20 protein-coding genes are annotated in these 21,905 nt (G+C 56.5%); 8 read left to right on the top strand and 12 right to left on the bottom strand.

What is annotated here, in order from left to right; genetic code table 11:
• Positions 1 to 7 precede the first annotated feature (7 nt).
• The 4 genes from GOV38_RS06085 (at position 8) to GOV38_RS06070 (ending at position 5,295) form a co-directional block, all read left to right on the top strand.
• Positions 8 to 1,024, top strand: coding sequence for a glycosyltransferase family 2 protein (locus GOV38_RS06085; RefSeq protein ID WP_171208742.1), 1,017 nt, complete (start codon positions 8 to 10; stop codon positions 1,022 to 1,024).
• Positions 1,025 to 1,171: 147 nt separating this feature from the next.
• Entirely contained in the window at positions 1,172 to 2,158 is a 987-nt protein-coding gene (locus GOV38_RS06080; protein ID WP_171208741.1) for a glycosyltransferase family 2 protein, read from the top strand.
• Entirely contained in the window at positions 2,155 to 3,855 is a 1,701-nt protein-coding gene (locus GOV38_RS06075; RefSeq protein WP_171208466.1) for a beta-1,6-N-acetylglucosaminyltransferase, read from the top strand. Before GOV38_RS06080 ends, GOV38_RS06075 begins: the two co-directional genes overlap by 4 nt.
• 6 nt (positions 3,856 to 3,861) lie before the next feature.
• Positions 3,862 to 5,295 (top strand): sulfotransferase domain-containing protein, encoded by a 1,434-nt coding sequence (locus GOV38_RS06070; protein WP_171208465.1) that lies wholly within the window; start codon positions 3,862 to 3,864, stop codon positions 5,293 to 5,295.
• On the opposite strand, the gene GOV38_RS06065 is transcribed toward GOV38_RS06070, so the two are convergent.
• The 8 genes from GOV38_RS06065 to GOV38_RS06030 all read right to left on the bottom strand — a co-directional run bounded on the left by GOV38_RS06065 (position 5,292) and on the right by GOV38_RS06030 (position 14,524).
• On the bottom strand, positions 5,292 to 5,810 hold the full coding sequence (locus GOV38_RS06065; protein WP_171097457.1) for a murein L,D-transpeptidase family protein: 519 nt from the start codon (positions 5,808 to 5,810) through the stop codon (positions 5,292 to 5,294). The genes GOV38_RS06070 and GOV38_RS06065 overlap by 4 nt on opposite strands.
• Positions 5,811 to 5,871: 61 nt before the next feature.
• Positions 5,872 to 6,654, bottom strand: a complete 783-nt coding sequence (locus tag GOV38_RS06060) for an ion transporter (protein WP_171208463.1) — start codon at positions 6,652 to 6,654, stop codon at positions 5,872 to 5,874.
• Between the two features lie 13 nt (positions 6,655 to 6,667).
• On the bottom strand, positions 6,668 to 7,897 hold the full coding sequence (locus tag GOV38_RS06055) for a class I SAM-dependent RNA methyltransferase (RefSeq protein WP_171208462.1): 1,230 nt from the start codon (positions 7,895 to 7,897) through the stop codon (positions 6,668 to 6,670).
• A gap of 39 nt (positions 7,898 to 7,936) precedes the next feature.
• Positions 7,937 to 9,769: an ABC transporter ATP-binding protein gene (locus GOV38_RS06050; protein ID WP_171208461.1), complete on the bottom strand. Its 1,833-nt coding sequence runs from the start codon at positions 9,767 to 9,769 to the stop codon at positions 7,937 to 7,939.
• Entirely contained in the window at positions 9,766 to 11,604 is a 1,839-nt protein-coding gene (locus tag GOV38_RS06045) for an ABC transporter ATP-binding protein (protein WP_171208459.1), read from the bottom strand. Before GOV38_RS06045 ends, GOV38_RS06050 begins: the two co-directional genes overlap by 4 nt.
• Positions 11,605 to 11,797: 193 nt before the next feature.
• A complete protein-coding gene (locus tag GOV38_RS06040; RefSeq protein ID WP_171208458.1) occupies positions 11,798 to 12,952 on the bottom strand; it encodes a CCA tRNA nucleotidyltransferase in 1,155 nt (384 codons plus the stop codon).
• Entirely contained in the window at positions 12,949 to 13,593 is a 645-nt protein-coding gene (locus tag GOV38_RS06035; protein ID WP_171208456.1) for a CoA pyrophosphatase, read from the bottom strand. The genes GOV38_RS06040 and GOV38_RS06035 overlap by 4 nt, the downstream gene beginning before the upstream one ends.
• On the bottom strand, positions 13,538 to 14,524 hold the full coding sequence (locus GOV38_RS06030) for an Hsp33 family molecular chaperone HslO (RefSeq protein WP_171208455.1): 987 nt from the start codon (positions 14,522 to 14,524) through the stop codon (positions 13,538 to 13,540). Before GOV38_RS06030 ends, GOV38_RS06035 begins: the two co-directional genes overlap by 56 nt.
• 76 nt (positions 14,525 to 14,600) lie before the next feature.
• On the opposite strand from GOV38_RS06030, the gene GOV38_RS06025 reads away from it, so the two are divergent.
• Positions 14,601 to 15,047 (top strand): NUDIX hydrolase, encoded by a 447-nt coding sequence (locus GOV38_RS06025; RefSeq protein ID WP_171208454.1) that lies wholly within the window; start codon positions 14,601 to 14,603, stop codon positions 15,045 to 15,047.
• Here GOV38_RS06025 and GOV38_RS06020 read toward each other — a convergent pair.
• Complete coding sequence (locus GOV38_RS06020) at positions 15,044 to 16,315, bottom strand: PP2C family protein-serine/threonine phosphatase (protein ID WP_371808507.1); 1,272 nt, start codon at positions 16,313 to 16,315, stop codon at positions 15,044 to 15,046. The two genes, GOV38_RS06025 and GOV38_RS06020, sit on opposite strands and share 4 nt — an antisense overlap.
• 129 nt (positions 16,316 to 16,444) lie before the next feature.
• Between GOV38_RS06020 and GOV38_RS06015 the strand changes: the two genes are divergently transcribed.
• Positions 16,445 to 16,774, top strand: coding sequence for an Hpt domain-containing protein (locus tag GOV38_RS06015; protein WP_171208452.1), 330 nt, complete (start codon positions 16,445 to 16,447; stop codon positions 16,772 to 16,774).
• Here the strand turns inward: GOV38_RS06015 and ilvA are convergent.
• Both ilvA and GOV38_RS06005 read right to left on the bottom strand, forming a co-directional pair.
• Entirely contained in the window at positions 16,771 to 17,997 is a 1,227-nt protein-coding gene (gene ilvA, locus GOV38_RS06010; RefSeq protein ID WP_171208451.1) for a threonine ammonia-lyase IlvA, read from the bottom strand. The two genes, GOV38_RS06015 and ilvA, sit on opposite strands and share 4 nt — an antisense overlap.
• Positions 17,998 to 18,360: 363 nt before the next feature.
• A complete protein-coding gene (locus GOV38_RS06005) occupies positions 18,361 to 18,834 on the bottom strand; it encodes a hypothetical protein (protein ID WP_171208450.1) in 474 nt (157 codons plus the stop codon).
• 132 nt (positions 18,835 to 18,966) lie between these two features.
• Here GOV38_RS06005 and GOV38_RS06000 point away from each other — a divergent pair, with 132 nt between their 5' ends.
• Both GOV38_RS06000 and msrA read left to right on the top strand, forming a co-directional pair.
• On the top strand, positions 18,967 to 20,193 hold the full coding sequence (locus GOV38_RS06000) for an argininosuccinate synthase (RefSeq protein WP_171208449.1): 1,227 nt from the start codon (positions 18,967 to 18,969) through the stop codon (positions 20,191 to 20,193).
• A 170-nt stretch (positions 20,194 to 20,363) separates the two neighbouring features.
• On the top strand, positions 20,364 to 21,035 hold the full coding sequence (msrA, locus tag GOV38_RS05995) for a peptide-methionine (S)-S-oxide reductase MsrA (RefSeq protein ID WP_171208448.1): 672 nt from the start codon (positions 20,364 to 20,366) through the stop codon (positions 21,033 to 21,035).
• Here msrA and GOV38_RS05990 read toward each other — a convergent pair.
• A complete protein-coding gene (locus GOV38_RS05990; protein WP_171208447.1) occupies positions 21,032 to 21,904 on the bottom strand; it encodes a ribokinase in 873 nt (290 codons plus the stop codon). The two genes, msrA and GOV38_RS05990, sit on opposite strands and share 4 nt — an antisense overlap.
• Position 21,905 lies beyond the last annotated feature (1 nt).

Below are 21,905 nucleotides of genomic sequence, written 5' to 3'. Positions count from 1 at the left end.
GAGCTGGATGCAGCTTTATCGGCTGCGCCTGCGGCGCAAACGCTTGCTCTGGCGGTCCTTTCGCAGTCGTCACGCGCTGACGAAACTGTCCAACCGCACCCGTCTGATCGCTCCGGATGCCATTTTGGCCTTTACCACCCTGCGCAACGAAATCACCCGTCTGCCCTGGTTTCTGCACCACTACCGGCGCTTGGGGGTCGATCATTTCCTGATGGTCGACAACCAAAGCGACGATGGCACCGCAGAATTCCTGATAGAACAGCCTGACGTATCCTTGTGGCAAACCTCGGCAAGCTATCGCGCGGCGCGGTTTGGTGTCGATTGGCTGACCTGGCTCCAGATGCGTTTTGCGCAGGACCATTGGGCCCTGACTGTGGATACGGACGAGTTGCTGACCTATGCCGGATCCGATAAGCATCCGCTGACCGATCTGACAAAGCTTTTACAGTCCCGGGGCCAGAACGCCTTTGGCACATTGATGTTGGATCTTTACCCCAAAGGGCCGCTGGGGCAGCAGAGATATGAGCCCGGCACCAATCCGACAGAAGTTCTGAACTGGTTTGACGCGGGCCCGTACCGCGCGCAAAGGCAAGAACCACTGGGCAATCTGTGGGTTCAGGGCGGTGTACGGGAACGGGCCTTCTTTACCGACAAGCCAGAGCGATCACCGACCCTGAACAAGATCCCGCTGATCCGGTGGCACCGTCATTATGCTTATGTAAATTCGACACATTCCGCCCTGCCGCGCGATTTGAACTTTGCCTATGATGGGCCCGGTGGCAAAGCTGCTTCCGGTGTGTTGCTGCACACCAAGTTTCTGCCGGAAGTCGTTGCAAAATCCAGCATCGAAAAGGCGCGACGGCAGCATTTCCACGACCCCGATCAATTTGCCCCCTACTATGACGGGATCAGCGACGCGCCCGATCTTTGGACCGGTCAGTCGACGCGGTTTGAAGGCGGCGCGCAGCTGCAAAACCTTGGTCTGATGTCCGAAATCGACTGGTCACTGCCCGCGGGGACGTAAACCGGTTTTAAACCCGTTGCCTCATAGGCTTGAAAAATGGCATAACACGGCAATTGCCCGGGTACTTTCAGGCCGTATCCAACATTGGGCATGCTCGCGTTTCAGAAAAGGTGGGGCAGTCGCGTGAGCCTTTTGGACTCCTATCGCATGAGATTGCGGCGCAAGCGCCGTTTGATCCGGTGTGTGCGCAAGCGGCGTGAACTCAAACCCCTCCGCAATGCGACCAAGTCGATCCGCCCCAATGACATCCTCCTGGTCTGTGTCGTGCGGAACGAAAAAATCCGGCTGCCGTATTTTTTGGATTATTACCGCCGGTTGGGTGTCGATCACTTTCTGTTTGTCGACAATGACAGCACAGACGGAACCGCCGAGTTTTTGACCAGTCAATCTGACGTTTCAACCTGGAGCACAACCGCCAGCTATCGCAAATCCACCTATGGGATCGATTGGTCGAACTATCTGCTGCGGAAATATGCGCATGGCCATTGGGTTCTGACGGTCGACCCGGATGAGTTCTTTGTCTATCCCTTCTGCGACAGCCGCCCGATCCGCGCCCTGACAGATTGGCTGCAGGGCACTGGTGTGCGCAGTTTTGGGACGATGCTGATCGACATGTACCCAAAAGGCCGGATCGAGGATGTACCCTATCGCGAGGGGCAAGATCCGTTTGAGATCGCCCAGTGGTTCGATTCTGGCAACTACATGATCACGCGGAACCCCACTTACGGCAATCTCTGGATTCAGGGCGGGGCGCGGGCGCGTGTGTTTTTTCAGGACACCCCAAAGAAAGCACCGGCGCTGAACAAGATCCCGCTGGTCAAATGGAACCGACGCTATGCCTATGTCAGTTCAACCCACTCGCTTTTGCCTCGCGGGTTGAACCAGGTCTACGAAGAGGCGGAGGGTGAAAAAACCTGTGGTGTTTTGTTGCACGCCAAGCTGATTGACACGTTGGGTGCCAAAACAAAGGAAGAGGTTGCACGCGGCGAACATTATCGCGGGTCCGGTGAATATCAGGCCTATGCTGATCAGCTCGACGCGCAGCCGGTATTCTGGAATGACTGGTCCGAGAAATATCTGAACTGGCGTCAACTTGAGATTTTGGGGCTGATGTCGAAAGGAAACTGGGCATGAGCAGCCTTGGCGTCGTCATGCTTGTGCATGCGGATCTGGATCGCGCAGAACAGATCGCGCGGCATTGGACCGCCTCGGGCTGCCCTGTCGTGATCCATGTGGACCGCAAAGTTCAAAACGATGTCTATTCGGCCTTTGCTACCGCCTGTGCCGACGATCCTCTGATCCGGTTTTCCAAGCGCCATATCTGCGAATGGGGAGGCTGGGGCATTGTTGCGGCTTCTCAAAGTGCAGCAGAACAATTGTTGGACAGTTTCCCGGATGTGCGGCACGTTTTCCTGTCATCGGGCGCCTGCTTGCCCCTGCGTCCGATCCCCGAGTTGATCGACTATCTGGCTGAACGCCCCCGCGTCGATTTCATCGAAAGCGCGACGACTGCGGACGTGACCTGGACGATCGGTGGGCTGGATCTGGAACGGTTTACGCTGCGCTTCCCGTTTTCCTGGCGCAAGCAGCGCAAACTCTTCGATTTTTATGTCAGGGTACAACGCTCATTGGGTGTGCGGCGCAAGATCCCCGAAGGGTTGGTGCCGCATATGGGTAGCCAATGGTGGTGCCTGACCCGGCAAACCCTGTCTGCGATCCTGCAAGACCCAAAGCGCAAAAGCTATGACAACTATTTCCGCCGCGTTTGGATCCCGGATGAAAGCTATTTTCAGACCCTGACACGGCTTTATTCAACGCATATCGAAAGCCGATCCCTGACGCTTTCGAAGTTTGACTATCAGGGGCGTCCACATGTGTTTTATGACGATCACCTGCAATTGCTGCGACGATCTGATTGTTTTGTGGCCCGTAAGATCTGGCCTCGGGCCGAGCGACTGTATCAGGCCTTTCTGACCGATCAGGCCAGCGCCATCAAACCGGCTGAGCCCAACCCCGGCAAAATTGATCGGCTATTTGCCAAGGCGGTCGACAGGCGCACCAAAGGCCGCGAGGGGCTTTATATGCAGGGTCGTTTCCCGCGACATCGAAAAGGCAGCGCGCTGACCGCATTTCCATACTCGGTCTTTCAGGGCTTTGCAGAATTGTTTGAAGATTTCGAACCTTGGTTGGCAAATACCACAAGCGCCTGCGTCCACGGGCATCTGTTCGATCCAACCGGCGCCAAGTTTGCAAGTAACGAAGCAACGACAACAGGAGGGCTCAGCTCCTGTGCTAATCTACGTGACTACAACCCCGAGGCGTTCTTATCGAACCTCATCTGGAACACGCGCGGCGAACGACAGTGTTTTCAGTTTGGCCCATTTGATACGCAAAAGATCTGCAGTTTTCTGGCACAGGACAAAAACGCTCAGATATCGGTAATTTCCGGCGCATGGGCATTGCCATTGTTTCGATCAAACTTGAATTTTGCGGATATCCGCGCTCGATCTGCGCGATTACAGCAGATCGAAAGCAAACAGCTACAGGCTTTGGCAACAGCGCGCAGCGGTTCAAGGATCCGGATCTGGTCGCTGGCGGAGTTCGTTGAATCTCCGATGGAGTACTTGCAGGTCGTGGTAGAGGAGATCGGAATAACCCAACCGAACCACCTTGCCGAAGCGCCAAAAATGGTCGAACTGACAGGGTTTGGTAAGTTCATGAAAAATTTGAAAAATCAGGGCATGCACCCGTATCTGGTTGGCGATTTCCCCGAAGACGACATCTTTGGATCCAGATCCAAAACCTACACAAAACCCTATCTTGTACAGTAGCCCGGTATGACGGACGCGTTCGACTATTTCATCGTATTGGCGGACATGCGCACCGGATCGAACCAGCTGGAATCCAACCTGAACGCGTTGGACGGTGTCACCTGTCATGGTGAGGCGTTCAACCCCTATTTCATTGGGCTGCCCAAACTGGATCATCTTCTGGGCTTTACCCTTGAGGAACGCGATCGTGATCCGCTGGCTTTTCTGGAAACGATCAAATCGACTCCCGGAGCGCTCAACGGGTTTCGCTTTTTCAGCACACATGACACCCGCGTGCTGACACCGGCCCTGGATGATCCGCGCTGCGCAAAGATCGTTCTGACACGCAACCCGTTGGACAGTTACGTGTCGTGGAAAATCGCCGTAGCGACCAAACAGTGGAAGCTGGTGAACATCAAACAGCGTCGGGAGGCCCAGATTGAATTTGACGCCGATGAGTTCTTTGAAGAGATGGAGCAGCGGCAAAGCTTTCAACTAACCGTGCTGAACCATTTGCAGAGAACCGGGCAAACGCCCTTTTACATCGGGTATGACGATCTCAACGATGTTGAGGTTCTTAACGGGCTGGCAAAGTGGCTCGGGGTATCCGCGCGGCTCGACTCTTCGCAGCAGCATCTAAAACGGCAGAATCCGACATCTGCTTTGGACAAAGTGACCAACCCAGACGCAATGGAACAGGCCGTCGCAAAGCTGGATCGCTTCAACCTGTACCAGGTTCCAAATTTTGAACCGCGTCGGGGCCCGTCTGTCCCTCGATACGTGGCAGCACCCAAATCCGCGTTGATGTATTTACCCGTGCGCGGCGGGCCAGAGGCCGAGGTTGCGAATTGGCTGGCCAATTTGGACGGTGCCGAAACAGGTGCGCTTCTGACAGAACGGGGTCAGAAACAGGTGCGGACTTGGATGAAAACCCATCCGGGCCATCGCAAGTTCACTGTACTGCGTCATCCGTTGGCACGTGCCCATGCGGTGTTTTGCACTCGGATTGTGAATACGGGGCCGGACGCCTATGTCGCGATCCGCAATATGCTGCGCAATCGCTACAAGCTGCCTCTTCCCGGCACTGTTACTCCGGAAAACTACTCGGTTGAACAGCACCGCGAGGCGTTTTCGGCGTTCTTGCGCATCATGCGCAACGTGTTGGCAGGACAAACACCAATTCGGGTCGACGGGTTATGGTGCAGCCAGGCGCAGACGCTGCAGGGCATTGCCGCGTTTACGTTGCCTGACATGATCCTGCGCGAGGATGAGATGAAAACCGTCCTGCCCGACCTTGCCCGGCAATTGGGTCATGCTACACCACCTGAACCCGAACACGCGCCAGCCGACAGCCCGTTCGCATTGTCGCAGATTTATAACGCCCAGCTAGAAACGCTGGCGGTCGAAGCCTACCAGCGCGACTATCAGATGTTTGGGTTTTCAGACTGGAAACCGCTTTAGGGTCGCAGCGTGATGATCGTCCCTTCGGTCACCATGGCATAGATCTCTTCGATCTCTTCATTGGTAACGGCGATGCATCCGGCGGTCCAATCCGGCGTCTTTTTCGCACGCCTAAGCTCGGACCGCAGGTTTGGCTGACCGTGGATGAAGATATCACCGCCGGGATCAACACCCGCGGCCTTGGCCTGTGCGATATCCTCGGAATTGGGGTACGAAATCCCCACAGAAAGATGATACCGGCTACGCGGATTTCGGCGGTCGATCAAATAGGTACCTTCCGGTGTCCGACCGTCACCCTTTTTGGTTTTGGTACCACTGGGCGCGAAACCCAGGTCCACATCATATTCACGAAGAATCTGTTGGTTGTGCAACAGATACAGCTTGCGCGCACCCTTGTTCACCACAAGCGATGTCACTTCGGGCCCGTTATATGACAAAAATTTTGGGCTGGCAGAGGCACAGGCTGACAAACTCAGCGTTGCCATTGCACCCAATCCAAATGCTCGACGATCCATGATCACTGCCTACTACTCGATTTTTTTTTCAGTATTATGCCAGAAAACGCCAAATTCGAAATCACTTTTTGATGTCAGCCTGGGTCTTCAGGCGCTGTTCGATACTTTCCAGCCGTTCCAATACTTCGTCGCGATACGCATCCGTCTTTACCTCATCCTCGGCATGGTGGGCGTCTTGCATCGAATTCACGATCAGACCCACCAGCAGGTTCACCACGGCAAAGGTTGTCACCATGATGAACGGCACAAAGAACAGCCATGCATAGGGGTAAACAGCCATAACCGGCCGCACGATTCCCATGGACCAGCTTTCCAGTGTCATGATCTGGAACAGCGTATAGGCCGAAAGCCCAAGATCTCCGAACCAATCGGGAAAGGTTTCCGAGAACAGCTTTGTTGAGATGACGGCACCGATATAGAACAAGATCGCCATCAACAAAAAGACGCTGGCCATCCCGGGTAACGCCGAGATGAACCCCTCGACCACGCGCCGCAATCGGGGTGCCACCGAGATGACGCGCAAAACCCGCAGGATTCGCAGCGCGCGCAGAACCGAAAGGCCACCCGCGCTTGGGACCAAGGCGATGCTGACGATTATGAAATCGAAAATGTTCCATCCGCTGGTAAAAAACCTGCGCCCGGTTGCAATCAGTTTCATGGCAATCTCGGCAACAAAGATCGCAAGGCAGATCTTGTCCAGTGTCACAATCAAGGGCCCCGCCACCTCCATCAGGGTCGGCGACGTTTCCATTCCAAGCAGAACTGCGTTGAAGATGATGACTGCGGTGATAAAGCGCCCAAAATTCGGGGATTCGATCAAGCTTAGCAGGCGTTCGGGCGCCATTGAGGATCTCCAGTCAGGGTTTTGGGTTCAAGGTAAAGCGCGCGGCAAGTTCGGTATGTGACGACCATCGAAATTGGTCCACCACTTGCACCCATTCAAGGGTGTAACCGGCCTCAACCAATGTTTTCGCATCGCGAGCGAATGTCACAGGGTTGCAGGACACATAAGCGATAATTGGACACGCGGCCTGTGCCAATTCGGCAATCTGCGCTTCGGCACCGGCGCGTGGCGGATCGAGGACAACCGCATCAAAGGATTTCAACTCATCCGGCATCAGCGGTCGGCGGAACAGGTCACGCGCCTCGGTCGTTACGCGTTTCAAGCCCTGCGCCTTGCGCCATCCCTGGTCCAGCGCTTGCACCATCGCTGTTTCGCCCTCAACCGCGTGCACTTCGGCATGTCGGGCCAAGGGCAGAGAAAATGTTCCGCTTCCTGCAAACAGGTCGATTATGCGTTTGGCCCCGTCGGTTGCCTGCATAACCGCCTGTAACAGAGCCTGTTCTCCATCTTTTGTGGCTTGCAGAAACGCGCCCGGAGGCGGCACGACACTGGCCGCACCAAAGCGCTGCGATGGCGCGTGACGCATGGCAATCACTTCACCATCCCAGCTGAGCCGAGCCAATCCGTGCTTTTCAGTTGCCTGGGCCAGCGCCAGTTCCAATGGGCCATCCAAAGGTTTGCCACCTGTGACCGATATATCGAGACCACCCTCGGACAGTGTCATCGTCACCGCCAAAACACCTTTACGGCTGCCGCCAATCATCGCCAAAGCTTCAGCTACCGGAATCGCAGCTGTTAGGTCTGGATCAAGCAACTGACAGTCGGTTATCTCGGTTATCGTGCCCGACGCGCGCCCGTAAAACCCAGCTAACGTGCCCCTTTTTGTCCGCCGCACCGCAATCGTCGCACGCCGGCGCGACTTTGGGGGCGAGGTATGGATTGCGCGCATGTTGGTCGAAATCCCCTGCGAGGCAAGCGCGTTGCGCACAATGTCGACCTTCCAATCCGCCACAAAATCATCCGAGGCGTGCTGCAACTGACAGCCGCCGCACGCTTTGTAGTGACGGCATGGCGCTTTCACACGGTCATCAGACGGGGTGAGAACCCGGATATCCTCCAGCGTGGTCCCGGATGGAACACCTGAGACCCCCTCACCCGGAAGGGTGCGCGGGGCATAGATCGGCCCGTCGGCGATGCCGTCACCCTGATGACCAAGGCGGAGAATGGTGAATTCCTGCGTCATGGCAGGCCTGATAATCGGCTTGCCCGGGTAAAAAAACCCTTATTCCGCAGCTTCGGTCTGAATAAATCCGCCAGATTGACGATGCCAGAACCGCGCATAGAGCCCGCCTTGTGCAAGCAACACATCATGCGGCCCGCTTTCCACGATGCGTCCCTGATCCAACACTATGATCCTGTCCATCTCGCTGAGCGTCGACAGACGGTGCGCAATCGCCAGAACGGTTTTACCTTCCATCACCCGCTGCAAGGCTGATTGGATCGAGGCCTCAACCTCGGAATCCAGCGCCGAAGTCGCCTCGTCCAGAACCAGAATAGGCGCGTCCTTCAGGATGGCACGCGCAAGCGCGATCCGCTGACGCTGACCGCCGCTTAGCTTGACGCCCCGTTCGCCCAAATGCGCGTCATAGCCGGTGCGGTCCTGACCATCCCTAAGGCTCTGGATGAACTCATGCGCTTCGGCCTTTTGTGCAGCAGAGATTAGCTGTTCTTCTGATGCATTGGGATTGCCGTAGAGGATATTGTCACGTGCCGAACGATTGAACATCGCCGTTTCTTGGGTGACCATACCGATCTGGCTGCGCAGACTGTCTTGTGTGACATGACCGATATCCTGATCATCGATCAGAATCGCGCCTTTTTCCCTGTCATAGAGCCTCAGAAGCAGCGACACGAGCGTTGACTTTCCCGCCCCCGACGCACCAACAATACCCAGCTTTTCACCGGGTGCGACCTTCAGGTTCAAGGCGCTGACACCTCCGATATCGCGCCCATAGGCAAAGGTGACATCGTCGAAACTAATGCCGCCGGCAGGAACGCTCAGGTCTTGCGCACCGGGTTTATCCACGACTCGGTCGCGCTTTGTCAGGGTGATCATACCGTTTTCGATTTCACCGACATTGGAATAGAGCCCCATCAGCACGAAACTGACCCAGCCCGTCATCTGCGCGATCCGGATAGACACAGCCCCGGCAGCCACGATGTCACCCGCCGTGGCATTGCCTGCTTGCCACAACCACAATGTAGCACCCAACAACAGCACCGGCAAAACACCGGCCAGAGCCATCAGAAAGAACCGGAAACTGGCCGACAGCTTACCGAAGGCCAGCATCTTCTCACGAAAATCGACCAGGGAATTCTGGGCGGCGTTTTCCTCGAACGACCCGTGGGCAAACAGTTTGACGGTTTTGATATTGGTGATCGTATCCACCACCTGCCCCGATACCATCGCCCGGGCACCCGCGCGCGCAGCGGACCGTTGCCGGATCCTTGGCAGATACCAACGTATCAACAGCGCATAGACCACTAGCCAGGCCATGAAAGGCAGAACAACAAGAGGATGAATCGACCCTAACAAAAGCAAAGAACCCACAAGCGACGCCATGGCAAACACAATCGCGCTGATGGTTTCCGACACGACCGATGCCAAGGCGTTTGAGGTCTGCATTTGCTTTTGCGCGATGCGTCCCGCGAAATCATCGTCGAAAAAGGTCACCGATTGGCCCAAGGTCCAGCGGTTCAAGCGGGCTAGAACCAATGTGGGGATATTGGGCATCAACATGTAGCCATTGGTAAAAGCCGAAATACCAAACAGGATCGGGCGCAGCAGCATGAAAAACGCGGCCACCCCGACGATCATCCAGATGTTGCTTGCGGTCAAAAAGCCCTCACGACCACCGGAAACGGCGAGATCGATCACAAGGCCCAGCATCCAGGCTGTGCCGGCCTCCAAAGCACCAGCCGCTGCCGAAAAGAACGCCGCGATAAAGATCATTGGCCAGGCACCGCTCAGGCACCAGCGGATAAACGCCCCCAGCGTTTGCGGCGGGGGCGTTTCTGTCTTTTTGAACGGGTCTATGAAATCCGAAAACCTCATTCAGCGGCCTCAGGGTTCATAAAGCCACCGGATTGCCGCGCCCAGAACTGCGCATAGAGCCCGCCCTGCGCCAACAGGTCTGCATGGGCGCCCTCCTCCACAATCCGTCCGCCATCCATGACCAAAATCCGATCCATCTGCGCGATCGTGCTCAGCCGGTGGGCAATCGCGATCACTGTCTTGCCTTGCATCATGCCGTAGAGCGTCTCCTGAATCGAGGCTTCGACCTCGGAATCTAGGGCAGATGTCGCCTCGTCCAACAACAGGATCGGCGCGTCCTTCAGGATCACCCGCGCCAGCGTCACCCGCTGCCGCTGACCTCCGCTGAGTTTCACACCGCGTTCGCCCACATGCGCATCATAACCGGTACGCCCCTGCGGATCTTGTAGATCCAAGATGAACTCATGCGCTTCGGCCTGTTTCGCAGCCTGGATTATCTGGTCTTCGGTGGCCTCGGGCCGACCATAAAGGATGTTGTCCCGCACCGAACGGTGCAGCAAGGCGCTGTCTTGCTGAACCATGCCGATCCGGCTGCGCAAACTGTCTTGCGTGACCGTTGCGATATCCTGGCCGTCTATCAGGATCGCCCCGCTCTCAACGTCGTAAAAGCGCAAAAGCAGCTTTACCAGGGTCGATTTCCCGGCCCCTGAACGCCCGATCAGTCCAATCTTTTCACCAGGCTGAATCGCAATATTCACATGATCCAGACCACCGGTCTTGCGCCCATAGTGATGCGAAAGATCACGGATTTCGATCCGCCCTTCGGTCAGCTGCAAAGGTTTGGCCGCAGGGGAGTCCAGCAGTTTGATAGGCTGCGCAATCGTCTCCATCCCCTCGGCCACAACGCCAAGCTGTCGGAAGAAACTGGTCAGCGCCCACATGATCCAACCGGTCATCGCGTTCAGCCGCAAGGTCAGCGCCGTGGCCGCCGCAACAACGCCCACAGAAGCACTGCCCTGCATCCACAGCGCAATCGCCCAGCCGACAACACCCACGATCAGCACCCCGTTCAACGTGACCAAAGCCGCATCCATGATGGTGAAGATACGCATCTCAACCTGAAAGGTGCGCCGCGTTTCCTCGATGGCTTCGCGTGCATAATCCAGCTCTTGATCCGCATGGGCAAACATCTTGACCGAATGAATGTTGGTATAGCTGTCCACAACGCGCCCGGTCACAGCCGATCGCGCGTCCGAGGCTGCCTTTGACGCAGGCCCAACCCGCTGGACCGTCCACCGCACCAAAACGGCGTAAAGACCAAGCCAGATCACGAGGGGCAACAGCAGCCTTGGGTCCGCCGCCATCAATAAGATCGCCGCACCTACCAGATAGGCCAGCGAAAACGAGATCGCGTCAAAGACCTGAAACACAGCCTCGCCCGCTGCGGGCGGTGTCTGCATGATCCGGTTGGCGATACGACCCGCAAAATCGTTTTCGAACCAGCCAACAGACTGACGCAAAACGTGCTTATGGGCGCGCCAACGGAAGATCGTGCCGATATTCGGCAGAATTGCATTGTTCAGCAGCAACACATCCACGATGTGCAACAAAGGCCGCAGCAACAGGACAAACACCGCCATCAACAGCAGTTCGGTCCCGTGGGCCTGCCAGACTTCGGCAGGTGGCCCCGACAGCAGGTCAACGACGCGACCCATGTAATAGATCAGGCCAACCTCGACCGCAGCCACAACAACCGAGATCAGCCCCGCCCAGAAAAAGACGCGGAAGAAAGGCCGAGTGTAATCCAGCATGAAGGGCCACAACCGCGTTGGCGGCGTATCCGTTTCTTCATAGGTGACAAAAGGGTCAACAAGGTTTTCGAAATAGCGAAACATGGAGAGTGCTCCAATTGAGCAAATAGACAGACATGCGAAAAAGATGGCGCAAGAACACCACCCTACGGGTCAAGTGTTCAGGGCCTTAGCCGAACGAGATCCCGTAATACATTCGCATTCCTCCCTCCAAGATTGAGACAGGCGCAGACTAGACACAAAAGATCTGATTTGTCATCCCCTTTTGAGACTTTATCTAACTCGCCAGCAATTCCTGGCGTGAAAGCGTAAAGCCCGAGGCGATCCAGCGGGCCTCCAGCTCGGCCAGTTTTTTGCCCAGCGCGGGCCCCGAGAAATCAGGGATCAAGTCTTTAGCTTTGATGGGAAAACTGGCTTTTGCACCTGCTTGCAGCTGGGTCTTGAACTGGTCGTCCCAGGGCTGCTCCAGAAAGGCGCAGCGCAGCAGGGTTTCATGCAAGCCACCTTCTGCACCATAGCGAAACCCAAGCTCGGCAATTCCCGCCGTTCCGGTAGATTCCTCTCGCATCCGGGCTTGCCGTTGAAGCTGCGCCTTGCTTAACCGAAGGGTCTGGGCCACGTCCGTCGAAGCGATGGCCGCCAACCGACGGATCGGATCCGGTGTGGCCCCGGCATCTTGTTCGAGTTTGATCAGAATCGGTAAAGCTCGGTCTTCGGCACCGGGCAGCAGATGCGTCAAAACACCGGTCTGACGCATGGTCGCAACGGACGGCCCCGGATCGGGTGCGCCAAGCAGTTTCAGCAGTTCGGCACCGACCCGCTCACGGGACAACCCGGCAAGCCCATCCAAATTCGAGGAAATAGCCGCGAGCGCATCCGGGTCGAACCCGGCTTCGGCATCGCCATACCACGCGTGAAACCGGAAAAACCGCAACGACCGCAGATAATCCTCGCGGATACGCGCCTGCGCGTCGCCGATAAAGCGAACATGGCGGGCCTGAAGGTCGGGCAACCCATTCAACGGGTCAAGGATCGTACCGTCTGGCTGCGCATAAAGCGCGTTCATAGTGAAATCCCGTCGCGCCGCGTCTTCTTCCACCTTGTCTGAAAAGGCCACAACCGCGCGGCGGCCATCGGTTTCGACGTCACGGCGAAACGTGGTGATTTCGTGCGGAAGGCCGTGGCTGACCACCGTGATCGTCCCATGCTCGATCCCCGTTGGGATCGCCTTTAGCCCGGCCTGTTCGGCCAGGGTCATCACCCGTTCGGGGCGTGCGTCGGTGGAAATGTCGATATCCGAGACTGGAACCCCCAGCAGTGCATTGCGCACGCAGCCGCCAACAAAGAGCGCCTGTGCCCCATCATCGGTGAGCGCGGCACAGACCTTTTGCGTGGCCTCAGCCGTGATCCAGTCTTCGGTGATCCGCTTCATTCATGTACCCGTGCTGCCAATCCACGCAAAATACGCGCTGTCGCGCCCCAAATATAATAGGGACCATAGGGGACGGCGAAATAATACCGTCTCTGCCCCCGCCAACGGCGCGACTCGATCACATAATTCGCCGGGTTCAGAATATGTGCAAGAGGCACTGAAAAGACTTCGTCCACTTCGCCGGGCTCTGGTACAGGTTTGAAGTCACTCTCCAGCACGGCCACAACGGGTGTCACGGTGAAGGCGGTCACTGTCTCATGTGTTGGCAAATGGCCCAGAACCTTTGGCAGGTCTAAGGGCAGTCCGATCTCTTCCCGCGCCTCGCGCAGGGCTGTAGCCGTAACATCGATGTCCCCTTCGTCCTTCTTGCCACCCGGAAACGCGATTTGCCCGGGATGGTGTTTCAAGGCCGAAGACCGTTTGGTCAGGATCAGTTGCGCTGCCCCGTTTGCAACGGAAACAGGCACTAACACACCCGCAGGACGCAATTTGCGCCCGGTGGGCAGAACGACATCGGGGTTCAGATCAAAGTCACTGGACCCCGAGCCGGTTCGGCCCAGTGCCGCCTGCAAAAGGGCAATCGTGTCAGCCACGGTCCGAATCTTCAGCCTCAAACCCAACGGTACTGGGGTCCAGCACATAATGAGCGCCGCAGAACTGGCAATCTGCAGTGACCTTGCCATCTTCGGTGGTCATCTTCTCGATATCCCGCGCCGAGTAGATCGACAGGCTTTGGCGCACGCGGTCTTCGGAGCAGGTACAGCCGAACTGCACTTGCTGCGCATCATAAACGCGCGGCTGTTCCTCGTGGAACAAACGCACCAGCAAGTCTGTTGGCGCAACCGAAGGGCCGATTAGTTCCAGATCTTCGACCGTATCCAGCAGGATATTGACCCGGCCCCAATTCTCGCCCTCTTCTCCATCAACCAGATCCGCCGCGGTAAGGATATCACCACTACCTTCTGCCGACGCCGCAAAGGGTGAGGCTTTGGGCATATGCTGAAGCATTACGCCTCCAGCCCGCCAATGTTCACCAACACCCGGTTTGGTAGATTTGCCAAAGCTCAACGAAAACCGCGTAGGCAATTGTTCGGACTGCGCGAAATACGCCTCGGCGCAGGCGCTGAGCGAACCGCCGGCCAGCGGAGTGATCCCCTGATAAGGCTGCGTGCCTTCGCCCTGGTCGATCATGATCGCGAAATAGCCCTCGCCCACCTGATCAAACGGGGCGCTGTTGGTCAGGCGATCACGGTCGAAACTGGCATATGCGCGGATTCTCGCGGGCTCGCCTTCCTCCTGCGGCGCGTAATAGTCGGTCGCAATCATGCGCACAGCCCCTTTGGACTGTACTTGCAGCGACAGCTTCCAACGCAGCGAAACGGTCTGGCCGATCAATGCGGTCAGCAGGGCCATCTCGGCCACCAGAGCCTCGACCACATCGGGATAGTCGTGCTGTTTCAGGATACCGTCCAACACACCATCCAGCCGCGCTACGCGGCCGCGCATGTCGGAAAGATCAAGTTGAAAGGGCAGGACGGTGTCGTCCCACGCGATTTTTGTTCCAAGAGACATGGGGTTTCCTTACACGCCACAGGTTGGCATACCGCCACCATATAGGTCGAAGACAGTCGGTTGAAAGGGGCCATACATGATCAGACGGTTCGGTGAAAGCCCTGATCCCCAGCGGAGATACACGCGCCGCCCTGGCGTCTATGCTTTGCTACCGCGGGGCCGGTCGGTGTTGGTGACCTGGTATGACGATGGCGAAAGACCGGAATTACAATTGCCCGGAGGTGGGGTTGATCCAGGGGAATCACCGATCACGGCCCTGCATCGCGAGGTTTACGAAGAAACCGGCTGGCTGATCGCGGCCCCCCGGCGCGTTGGCGCTTTTCGCCGCTTTACCTACATGCCCGAATACGACCTTTGGGCCGAAAAGCTCTGTACGATTTACACCGCTCGTCCCATCAGGCCCAAAGGCCCACCAACCGAAGAGTTCCACGAAGCCCGCTGGATGGACATTCCCGATGCGCTGGAACATTTGGGTAACCCCGGTGACCGCTTCTTTGCAGCACAAATTCTGAGGGTCAGCTAAGGCCCCTCATATTCAAAGAATACAGCCGAGACATCGTCATCCATACCATCACTTGGATGCCTCTTTTGGGTCAGGCGCCAGAACATATCATCAAGGAACTCAGCGCCGCCGCGTCCTTGGGCACAATCCAGCGCAAGGGATTCCAACCCGTCTTCATCCAGCAAGCTTCCGTCGGTCAGACGACATTCGGCAAAACCATCCGAATAGAGCAGCAACCGATCTCCGGGACGCATGTAGGTTTCGATCTGCTCAAATTGTGCATTCGGCAACAAGCCGATCGGCAGGCCGCCTTCCCCCAAAAACTCGGCTCTGCCATCCTGTCGCAACATCAGGGGATGGGGGTGACCGGCTTGAACCATCTTCAGGTGACCATTGCGCAAATCGACAACGGCATAGACCACCGTAAAATACTCTTCGATGCCGGTATCTGCCAGCAGCCGGGCATTCAAATTTTCGGCAACCTCTTCGGGAGGTAGCAGAGCGTAGAACTTGTCGTAATGTTTGACCATCGCGATGTTCTGATCGAAATACTTGCTGGATAGGTAGCCCCCCAGCCGCGCTGTCATCATCGCGGATGTGATGCCATGGCCCGACACATCGATGCTGTAAAAGCCGATGCGATTGGCGCTTGGGGAAAACATCCCCACCAAATCGCCTCCAATATGTCCGCAGGGTTTCAGCAGCAAGCTCAGTTGCGACTTTCCAAATCGCCGCGAAAGCTCGGGCACCAGCGACTCCTGAATTTTGCGCGCCTGCATCAGATCCTTGTCAATCGCATCATGCGCAACCTTCAGCTCGTCCAAGGCAGCTTCGATCATTGCATTTTTTTGCGACAATTCACGCTGCATGCCCAGAATGCGCGCACCCGCCGAAATACGCGCCCGCAGCTCATCCGCCTCAAGCGGTTTGATCAGAAAATCGTCAGCCCCTGCATCTAATCCACGCGCAACCTCCTGCTTTTCGCTTTTTGAGGTCAGCAATATGAAATAGCTGTATTGATGACTGTCCAGAGCGCGGAACTTCTCACAAAACTCCAACCCGCTCATGCCAGGCATCACCCAATCGCTCAGAACCAGATCCGGCAGATCTCTTTGACACAGTGTCAAAGCGTTTTCACCGCTGTCCGCTTCCAGAACAACAAACCCCCACTTCTTGAGGGAGGCCGCCAGAATACGGCGCTGCAGACGGCTGTCGTCCACAATCATGACCTTTTGAATCGCACCAAAGTTCGGCGAAACACCGGCTTCGGTTTGACTGGCTGGAAGCACCTGAGAATCCTTGATCAACACAAACGACATCAAACTAGGCGAACGAGCCTTAATATCTTGTGAAACGCACAACTTAACGCGGTGTTTACCCGCAAACGGTTATCACCCGCAGTAAGGCGGAGGTGCAGCATGATTCACTGGCCCAGGGTCAAACAATTGCGCGACGAGGTTGGCGCAGAAGAATTCGCCGAAGTTGTCGAGATTTTCTTGGACGAGGTGCAAGAAGCGATTGAACGACTGAACAAGGATAAAAACCGTACCCAGATCGAGCAGAACCTGCATTTCCTGAAAGGCAGCGCACTCAGCCTTGGGTTCAATCAGTTCTCCAAACTGTGTCAGGATGGCGAGCGGCGTGCGGCAGCCGGGGAAGCCGGACAGATTGATCTGGCTGAGATCTTAAAGACCTATGATCAGTCCAAATCGATCTTCCTGTCCGGCTTGGCTGAGCACCTGCACTAGATCACGAATTGCGCCAGGGTCTCGTCATCGGTGATATCGGTATAGGTAAACCCGGCGTCGTCAAGATGGGCAAACAGCCGGGCAAAATTCTCGGGCCTTCTGGTTTCGATCCCGATCAGGACCGAGCCAAAGTTGCGGGCTGATTTCTTCATATATTCGAACCGGGCGATGTCGTCTTCGGGGCCCAGAATGTTCAAAAACTCTTTCAACGCGCCCGGACGCTGCGGCAGGCGCAGAATGAAATACTTCTTCACCCCCGAATACCGCTGTGCACGTTCCTTGACCTCGGGCAGACGTTCAAAATCGAAATTCCCGCCCGAGGTGACGCAGACTATGGTTTTGCCCCGGATAAAGCTTTGGATATCGCCCAGCGCTTCAATGGCCAAAGCTCCGGCTGGCTCCAGAACAATCCCCTCGACATTCAGCATTTCGATCATCGTGGCACAAATACGATCTTCGGACAGAACCAGCACATCCGACAGATGCCGCGATTTGAGCAGCTCAAACGGTTGCGCGCCGATCCGGCCAACCGCTGCACCATCGACGAAATTGTTAACGTGATCCAGCGACACGGGATGCCCGGTGGCCAGAGCCGCGCGCAAGCAGGCTCCGCCGGCAGGTTCCACGAACAAGCAATGCGCGCGGTCTCCGAACCATGTCGCCACGCCCGCCGACATGCCGCCGCCGCCCACAGGCAGCAACAGATGGTCAGGCGCCTGGCCCAATTGCTCTTCAATCTCAACCGCCAAAGAGGCCTGGCCTTCAATCACATCCGCATCGTCGAACGGCGACAGGAAATGCCCGCCCTGCTGGGTGCACCACGCTTGCGCCGCGGCCAGAGTGTCGTCGAAATAGTCACCGGTCAGGTGGATCTCGATATTGTCGCCGCCAAAGATGCGCGTTTTCTGGATTTTCTGCTGCGGTGTGGTCACAGGCATGAAAATCACGCCCCGCACATCCAGATGCTTGCACATGAACGCCACACCTTGCGCGTGATTGCCTGCGCTGGCGCAAACGAACAGCTCTTGCCCCTGCTGCTTGCGCATTGCATTGAACGCGCCCCGGATCTTGTAGGACCGCACCGGGCTGAGGTCTTCGCGTTTCAGCCAGATATCAGCACCATACCGATCAGACAAATGCGCATTGCGCTGCAACGGCGTTGCTGGAAACACAGAGCGCATCGCCTGTTCGGCGGCACGGGCACGGGTCATGAAATCAGTCATGCCGGTTTCCCTGCCCGATCACCGCTGAAAGGGCAAGGAATACATATGTGTACGGGTGGTCAGCGTAGCTCGCGGTTTTCAACAATAAAACCGTAGAGCGCTGTCTATATGCTTATGCCCAGCATAAGCAGAAACCACTTAGCAACCATAAAATAGACAAAACCGCCAAAAATCGGCGCAAGCGGCGTCAGAAGCAGCAAGTTAGGAATTGCGGTAAGAACCCCTACACAAAGTGCCGAAACAAAGATTGGTCTAGAGAATTCTTTAGTTTTGCTCCACGAATCCGGAACTCTCATATATTCTCCGACCGCCGCAGCCGGAAGCACGAGTGAAAGTCTCATCGATACGTATGTGACGACGACACTAAGCAAAAAGCCAAAAAAACGTGCCGTCATCGGTCGACACATCGCCTCCGTTAAAAATGGCTGCAGGTATTATGAAAAGCAGAAGAGCAACAAAACAAAGCAGAATGCTCAACGGAATTATCCTGAGGAATGCTCCGGCATACGCCCACATTCGATCACTGTTCCAGACAGGCCATGCTAGATTCGGTTCGATGTTCTGAAGCACATAACGATGCCAACCTACGGCCACCCAAACAAGAGTGATCAAATAGAGTACTACGAGCGTCAGAATACCAAGTGCAAATGCACCCGATATCGATGAAACATTATCGGTATCCGTTTCTGTCAAAACTCCCGCCGGATACAAAGCAAGGAGATAGCAAGCCACGCCCAAAGCAAGAAACGGAAAGACACTTAACCTTAAAGCGACCGATATGTTGTCCAAGAGCATCAAAACGGCATGTTTAAAAATTCTATAGCCTAACAAACTCAAGCCCTTTCAACCAATCCTTGTTCACTATCTCCTCGTTTCACCCCAAATCCTTCCATACGTCAACGCACACAGCTTGCCCCTGCGTGCAAAACCCGTTAGGGGCCAGTCGATCTACGCATAAAGGGAAGTCAGATGTCCGCGCCCAAGAAAGTTGTTCTGGCCTATTCCGGTGGCCTTGATACCTCGATCATTCTGAAATGGTTGCAGACCGAGTATGGCTGTGAAGTTGTGACCTTCACCGCCGATCTGGGTCAGGGAGAAGAGCTTGAGCCCGCGCGCAAAAAGGCCGAGCTGCTGGGGATCAAGCCGGAAAACATCTATATTGAGGACATCCGCGAGGAATTCGTCCGCGATTTTGTCTTCCCGATGTTCCGCGCCAACGCGCAATATGAGGGGCTGTACCTGTTGGGTACGTCCATCGCGCGTCCCCTGATCTCAAAACGTCTGGTCGAGATTGCCGCCGAAACCGGCGCAGATGCGGTGGCCCATGGGGCGACCGGCAAGGGCAATGATCAGGTGCGGTTCGAACTGGCAGCCTATGCGCTGAACCCCGACATCAAAGTTATCGCACCGTGGCGTGAGTGGGACCTGTCCAGCCGGACCAAGCTGCTGGAATTTGCCGAGGCGAACCAGATCCCGATTGCCAAGGACAAACGCGGTGAGGCCCCGTTCTCGGTCGATGCCAACCTGCTGCACACCTCGTCCGAGGGCAAGGTTCTGGAAGACCCCGCGGATATGGCGCCCGATTATGTCTATCAGCGCACCGTCCACCCCGAGGACGCCCCGAACGAGCCCGAGTTCATCGAGATCGGCTTTGAAAAGGGCGACGCGATCAGCATCAATGGCGAGGCGATGAGCCCAGCGACGATCCTGACTAAGCTGAATGAATATGGCGGCAAACACGGCATTGGCCGTCTCGATCTGGTCGAAGGCCGGTTTGTGGGCATGAAATCGCGCGGTATCTATGAAACGCCGGGCGGCACCATCCTGCTGGAAGCCCATCGCGGGATCGAGTCGATCACCATGGACCGTGGCGCAATGCATCTGAAAGACCAGCTGATGCCGCAATATGCCGAGCTGATCTATAACGGTTTCTGGTACTCGCCCGAACGCGAGATGCTGCAAGCCGCCATCGACCGCTCGCAAGAACATGTCACCGGCACCGTTCGCGTGAAACTGTACAAAGGTCTCGCCTCAACCGTGGGCCGCTGGTCGGATCACTCGCTCTATTCCGAGGCGCATGTGACCTTTGAAGAAGACGCCGGGGCCTATGACCAGAAAGACGCGGCAGGCTTCATTCAGCTGAACGCGCTGCGCCTGAAACTGCTGGCGGCGCGCGACAAACGCCTGTCGAAATAAGCGCAACGCAAAGGCACCGGCATCTTTGCCTGTGCCTTTGCCGCCGTTCTGCTTTCGGGTCGTTCCGTTGAACGTCTGATAAACTCGTCTCACCACCCCGTGACAATCGATTTCAGGTGATTGCACGCGGCGCAATCTCGGGTCACCCTGATCTCAGAAGGAGACCTGACATGACCCGGATTGCTTACCTCGACTACGTCAAACCTGCCCTCTTGTTTACCCTGCTGACGCTGGCCGCGCTTCTGCGTGCGGCTCCTGCGCCGGCTGCCGGAACCGAAACGCTAACGGTTGCTGGCGGATGTTTCTGGTGCGTTGAATCAGATTTTGAATCGGTGCCCGGTGTGATCGAAGCCGTTTCGGGATTTACTGGCGGATCCGCAGCCAATCCGACATATGACCAGGTCAGCAAAGGAGGCACAGGTCATTACGAGGCAGTGCAGATCACCTTTGATCCGGCCCGTGTGTCACGTGAAACCCTGCTGAACATGTTCTTCCGCTCGGTCGACCCCACCGATGCAGGCGGTCAGTTCTGTGATCGTGGCGACAGCTATCGTACCGCAATATTCGTCTCTGATGCAGGCGAAAAAGCACTTGCGCAACAAGCCAAAGCCAACGCGCAGGCCGCGCTTGGGCAGACGGTTGTCACACCGATCCTGAACGAAAGCACGTTCTACCCCGCAGAGGCCTACCATCAGGATTACTACAAAGGCAAAAAGCTGGTCATCACCCGCTTTGGCCCCAAACGTCAGGCCAACGCCTACAAAGCCTATCGCAAAGCGTGCGGTCGTGACGCCCGTGTTCAACAATTGTGGGGCAGCGACGCACCTTTCGTCGGGTCCTAATCGAACCGCGCTTCCCGAACCTCTTTCAGATCGGGAATGACATCAGCAGTCCCGTGCCGCGTGACCATCAGGGCCGCGGCACGATTTGCTTGTTGGATTGCCTGTTCCATGGGCATTCCGCGATCCATCCCCGCCAGCACATAGCCCGTAAACGTATCCCCGGCGCCCGTTGTATCGACGGCCTGAACCTTATGGGCCGCGAAATCGACCGGCTCATGGTCTTTCTGGACATACCTGGCGCCCTTAGAACCCAAAGTCACAACCACATGTTCGACCGGCAGATCTGAAACCGTAAGTCCAGTTGCCGCTTGCAGCTGATCCGCCTCAACCTGATTCAGAATCAGAAAGTCCAGCATCGGCAACACCGCCTGGACCGCATCTGCATCAAAGGGCGCGGCTGCGTAACATACAGTCAGACCCAGATCGCGGCCCATTTTTGCAGCCTCAAGCTGTGCGTTGGTTTCGTTCTGCATGACCAGAACGTCTCCGGCCTCGGCCACCGAAAGGGCCTGACCCAGCTGCGCGTTGGAAATGGCGTGGTTGGCCCCTTGAAACAGGATGATGTTGTTCTCCCCCGCCTTGTCCACGGCGATAATGGCATGACCGGTCGGCACCTCAACCTCGGCAATGAAACGCGTATCAATTCCGTATTCAGTCAGCCTGTCCAAAGCCCAGCGCCCATCAGGCCCAACCGCCCCGATATGCGCCACCCGCGCTCCGGCCCGTGCGGCGGCCACCGACATATTGGCCCCTTTACCGCCCAGAAACCGGCTTAGCCCATCGGCGGCCAGCGTTTCACCCGCACCGGGAAGATGCGGCACGTCATAGACCATGTCTGCGTTGATCGAGCCGAGGTTCCAGATCGCCATG

The sequence above is a fragment of the Ruegeria sp. HKCCA5839 genome, from assembly GCF_013035585.1.
In the GTDB taxonomy this organism is placed as follows: Bacteria; Pseudomonadota; Alphaproteobacteria; order Rhodobacterales; family Rhodobacteraceae; genus Ruegeria.
Note: the sequence above shows the minus strand (reverse complement) of the source record. Positions and strands in the feature narration are given on the sequence as shown.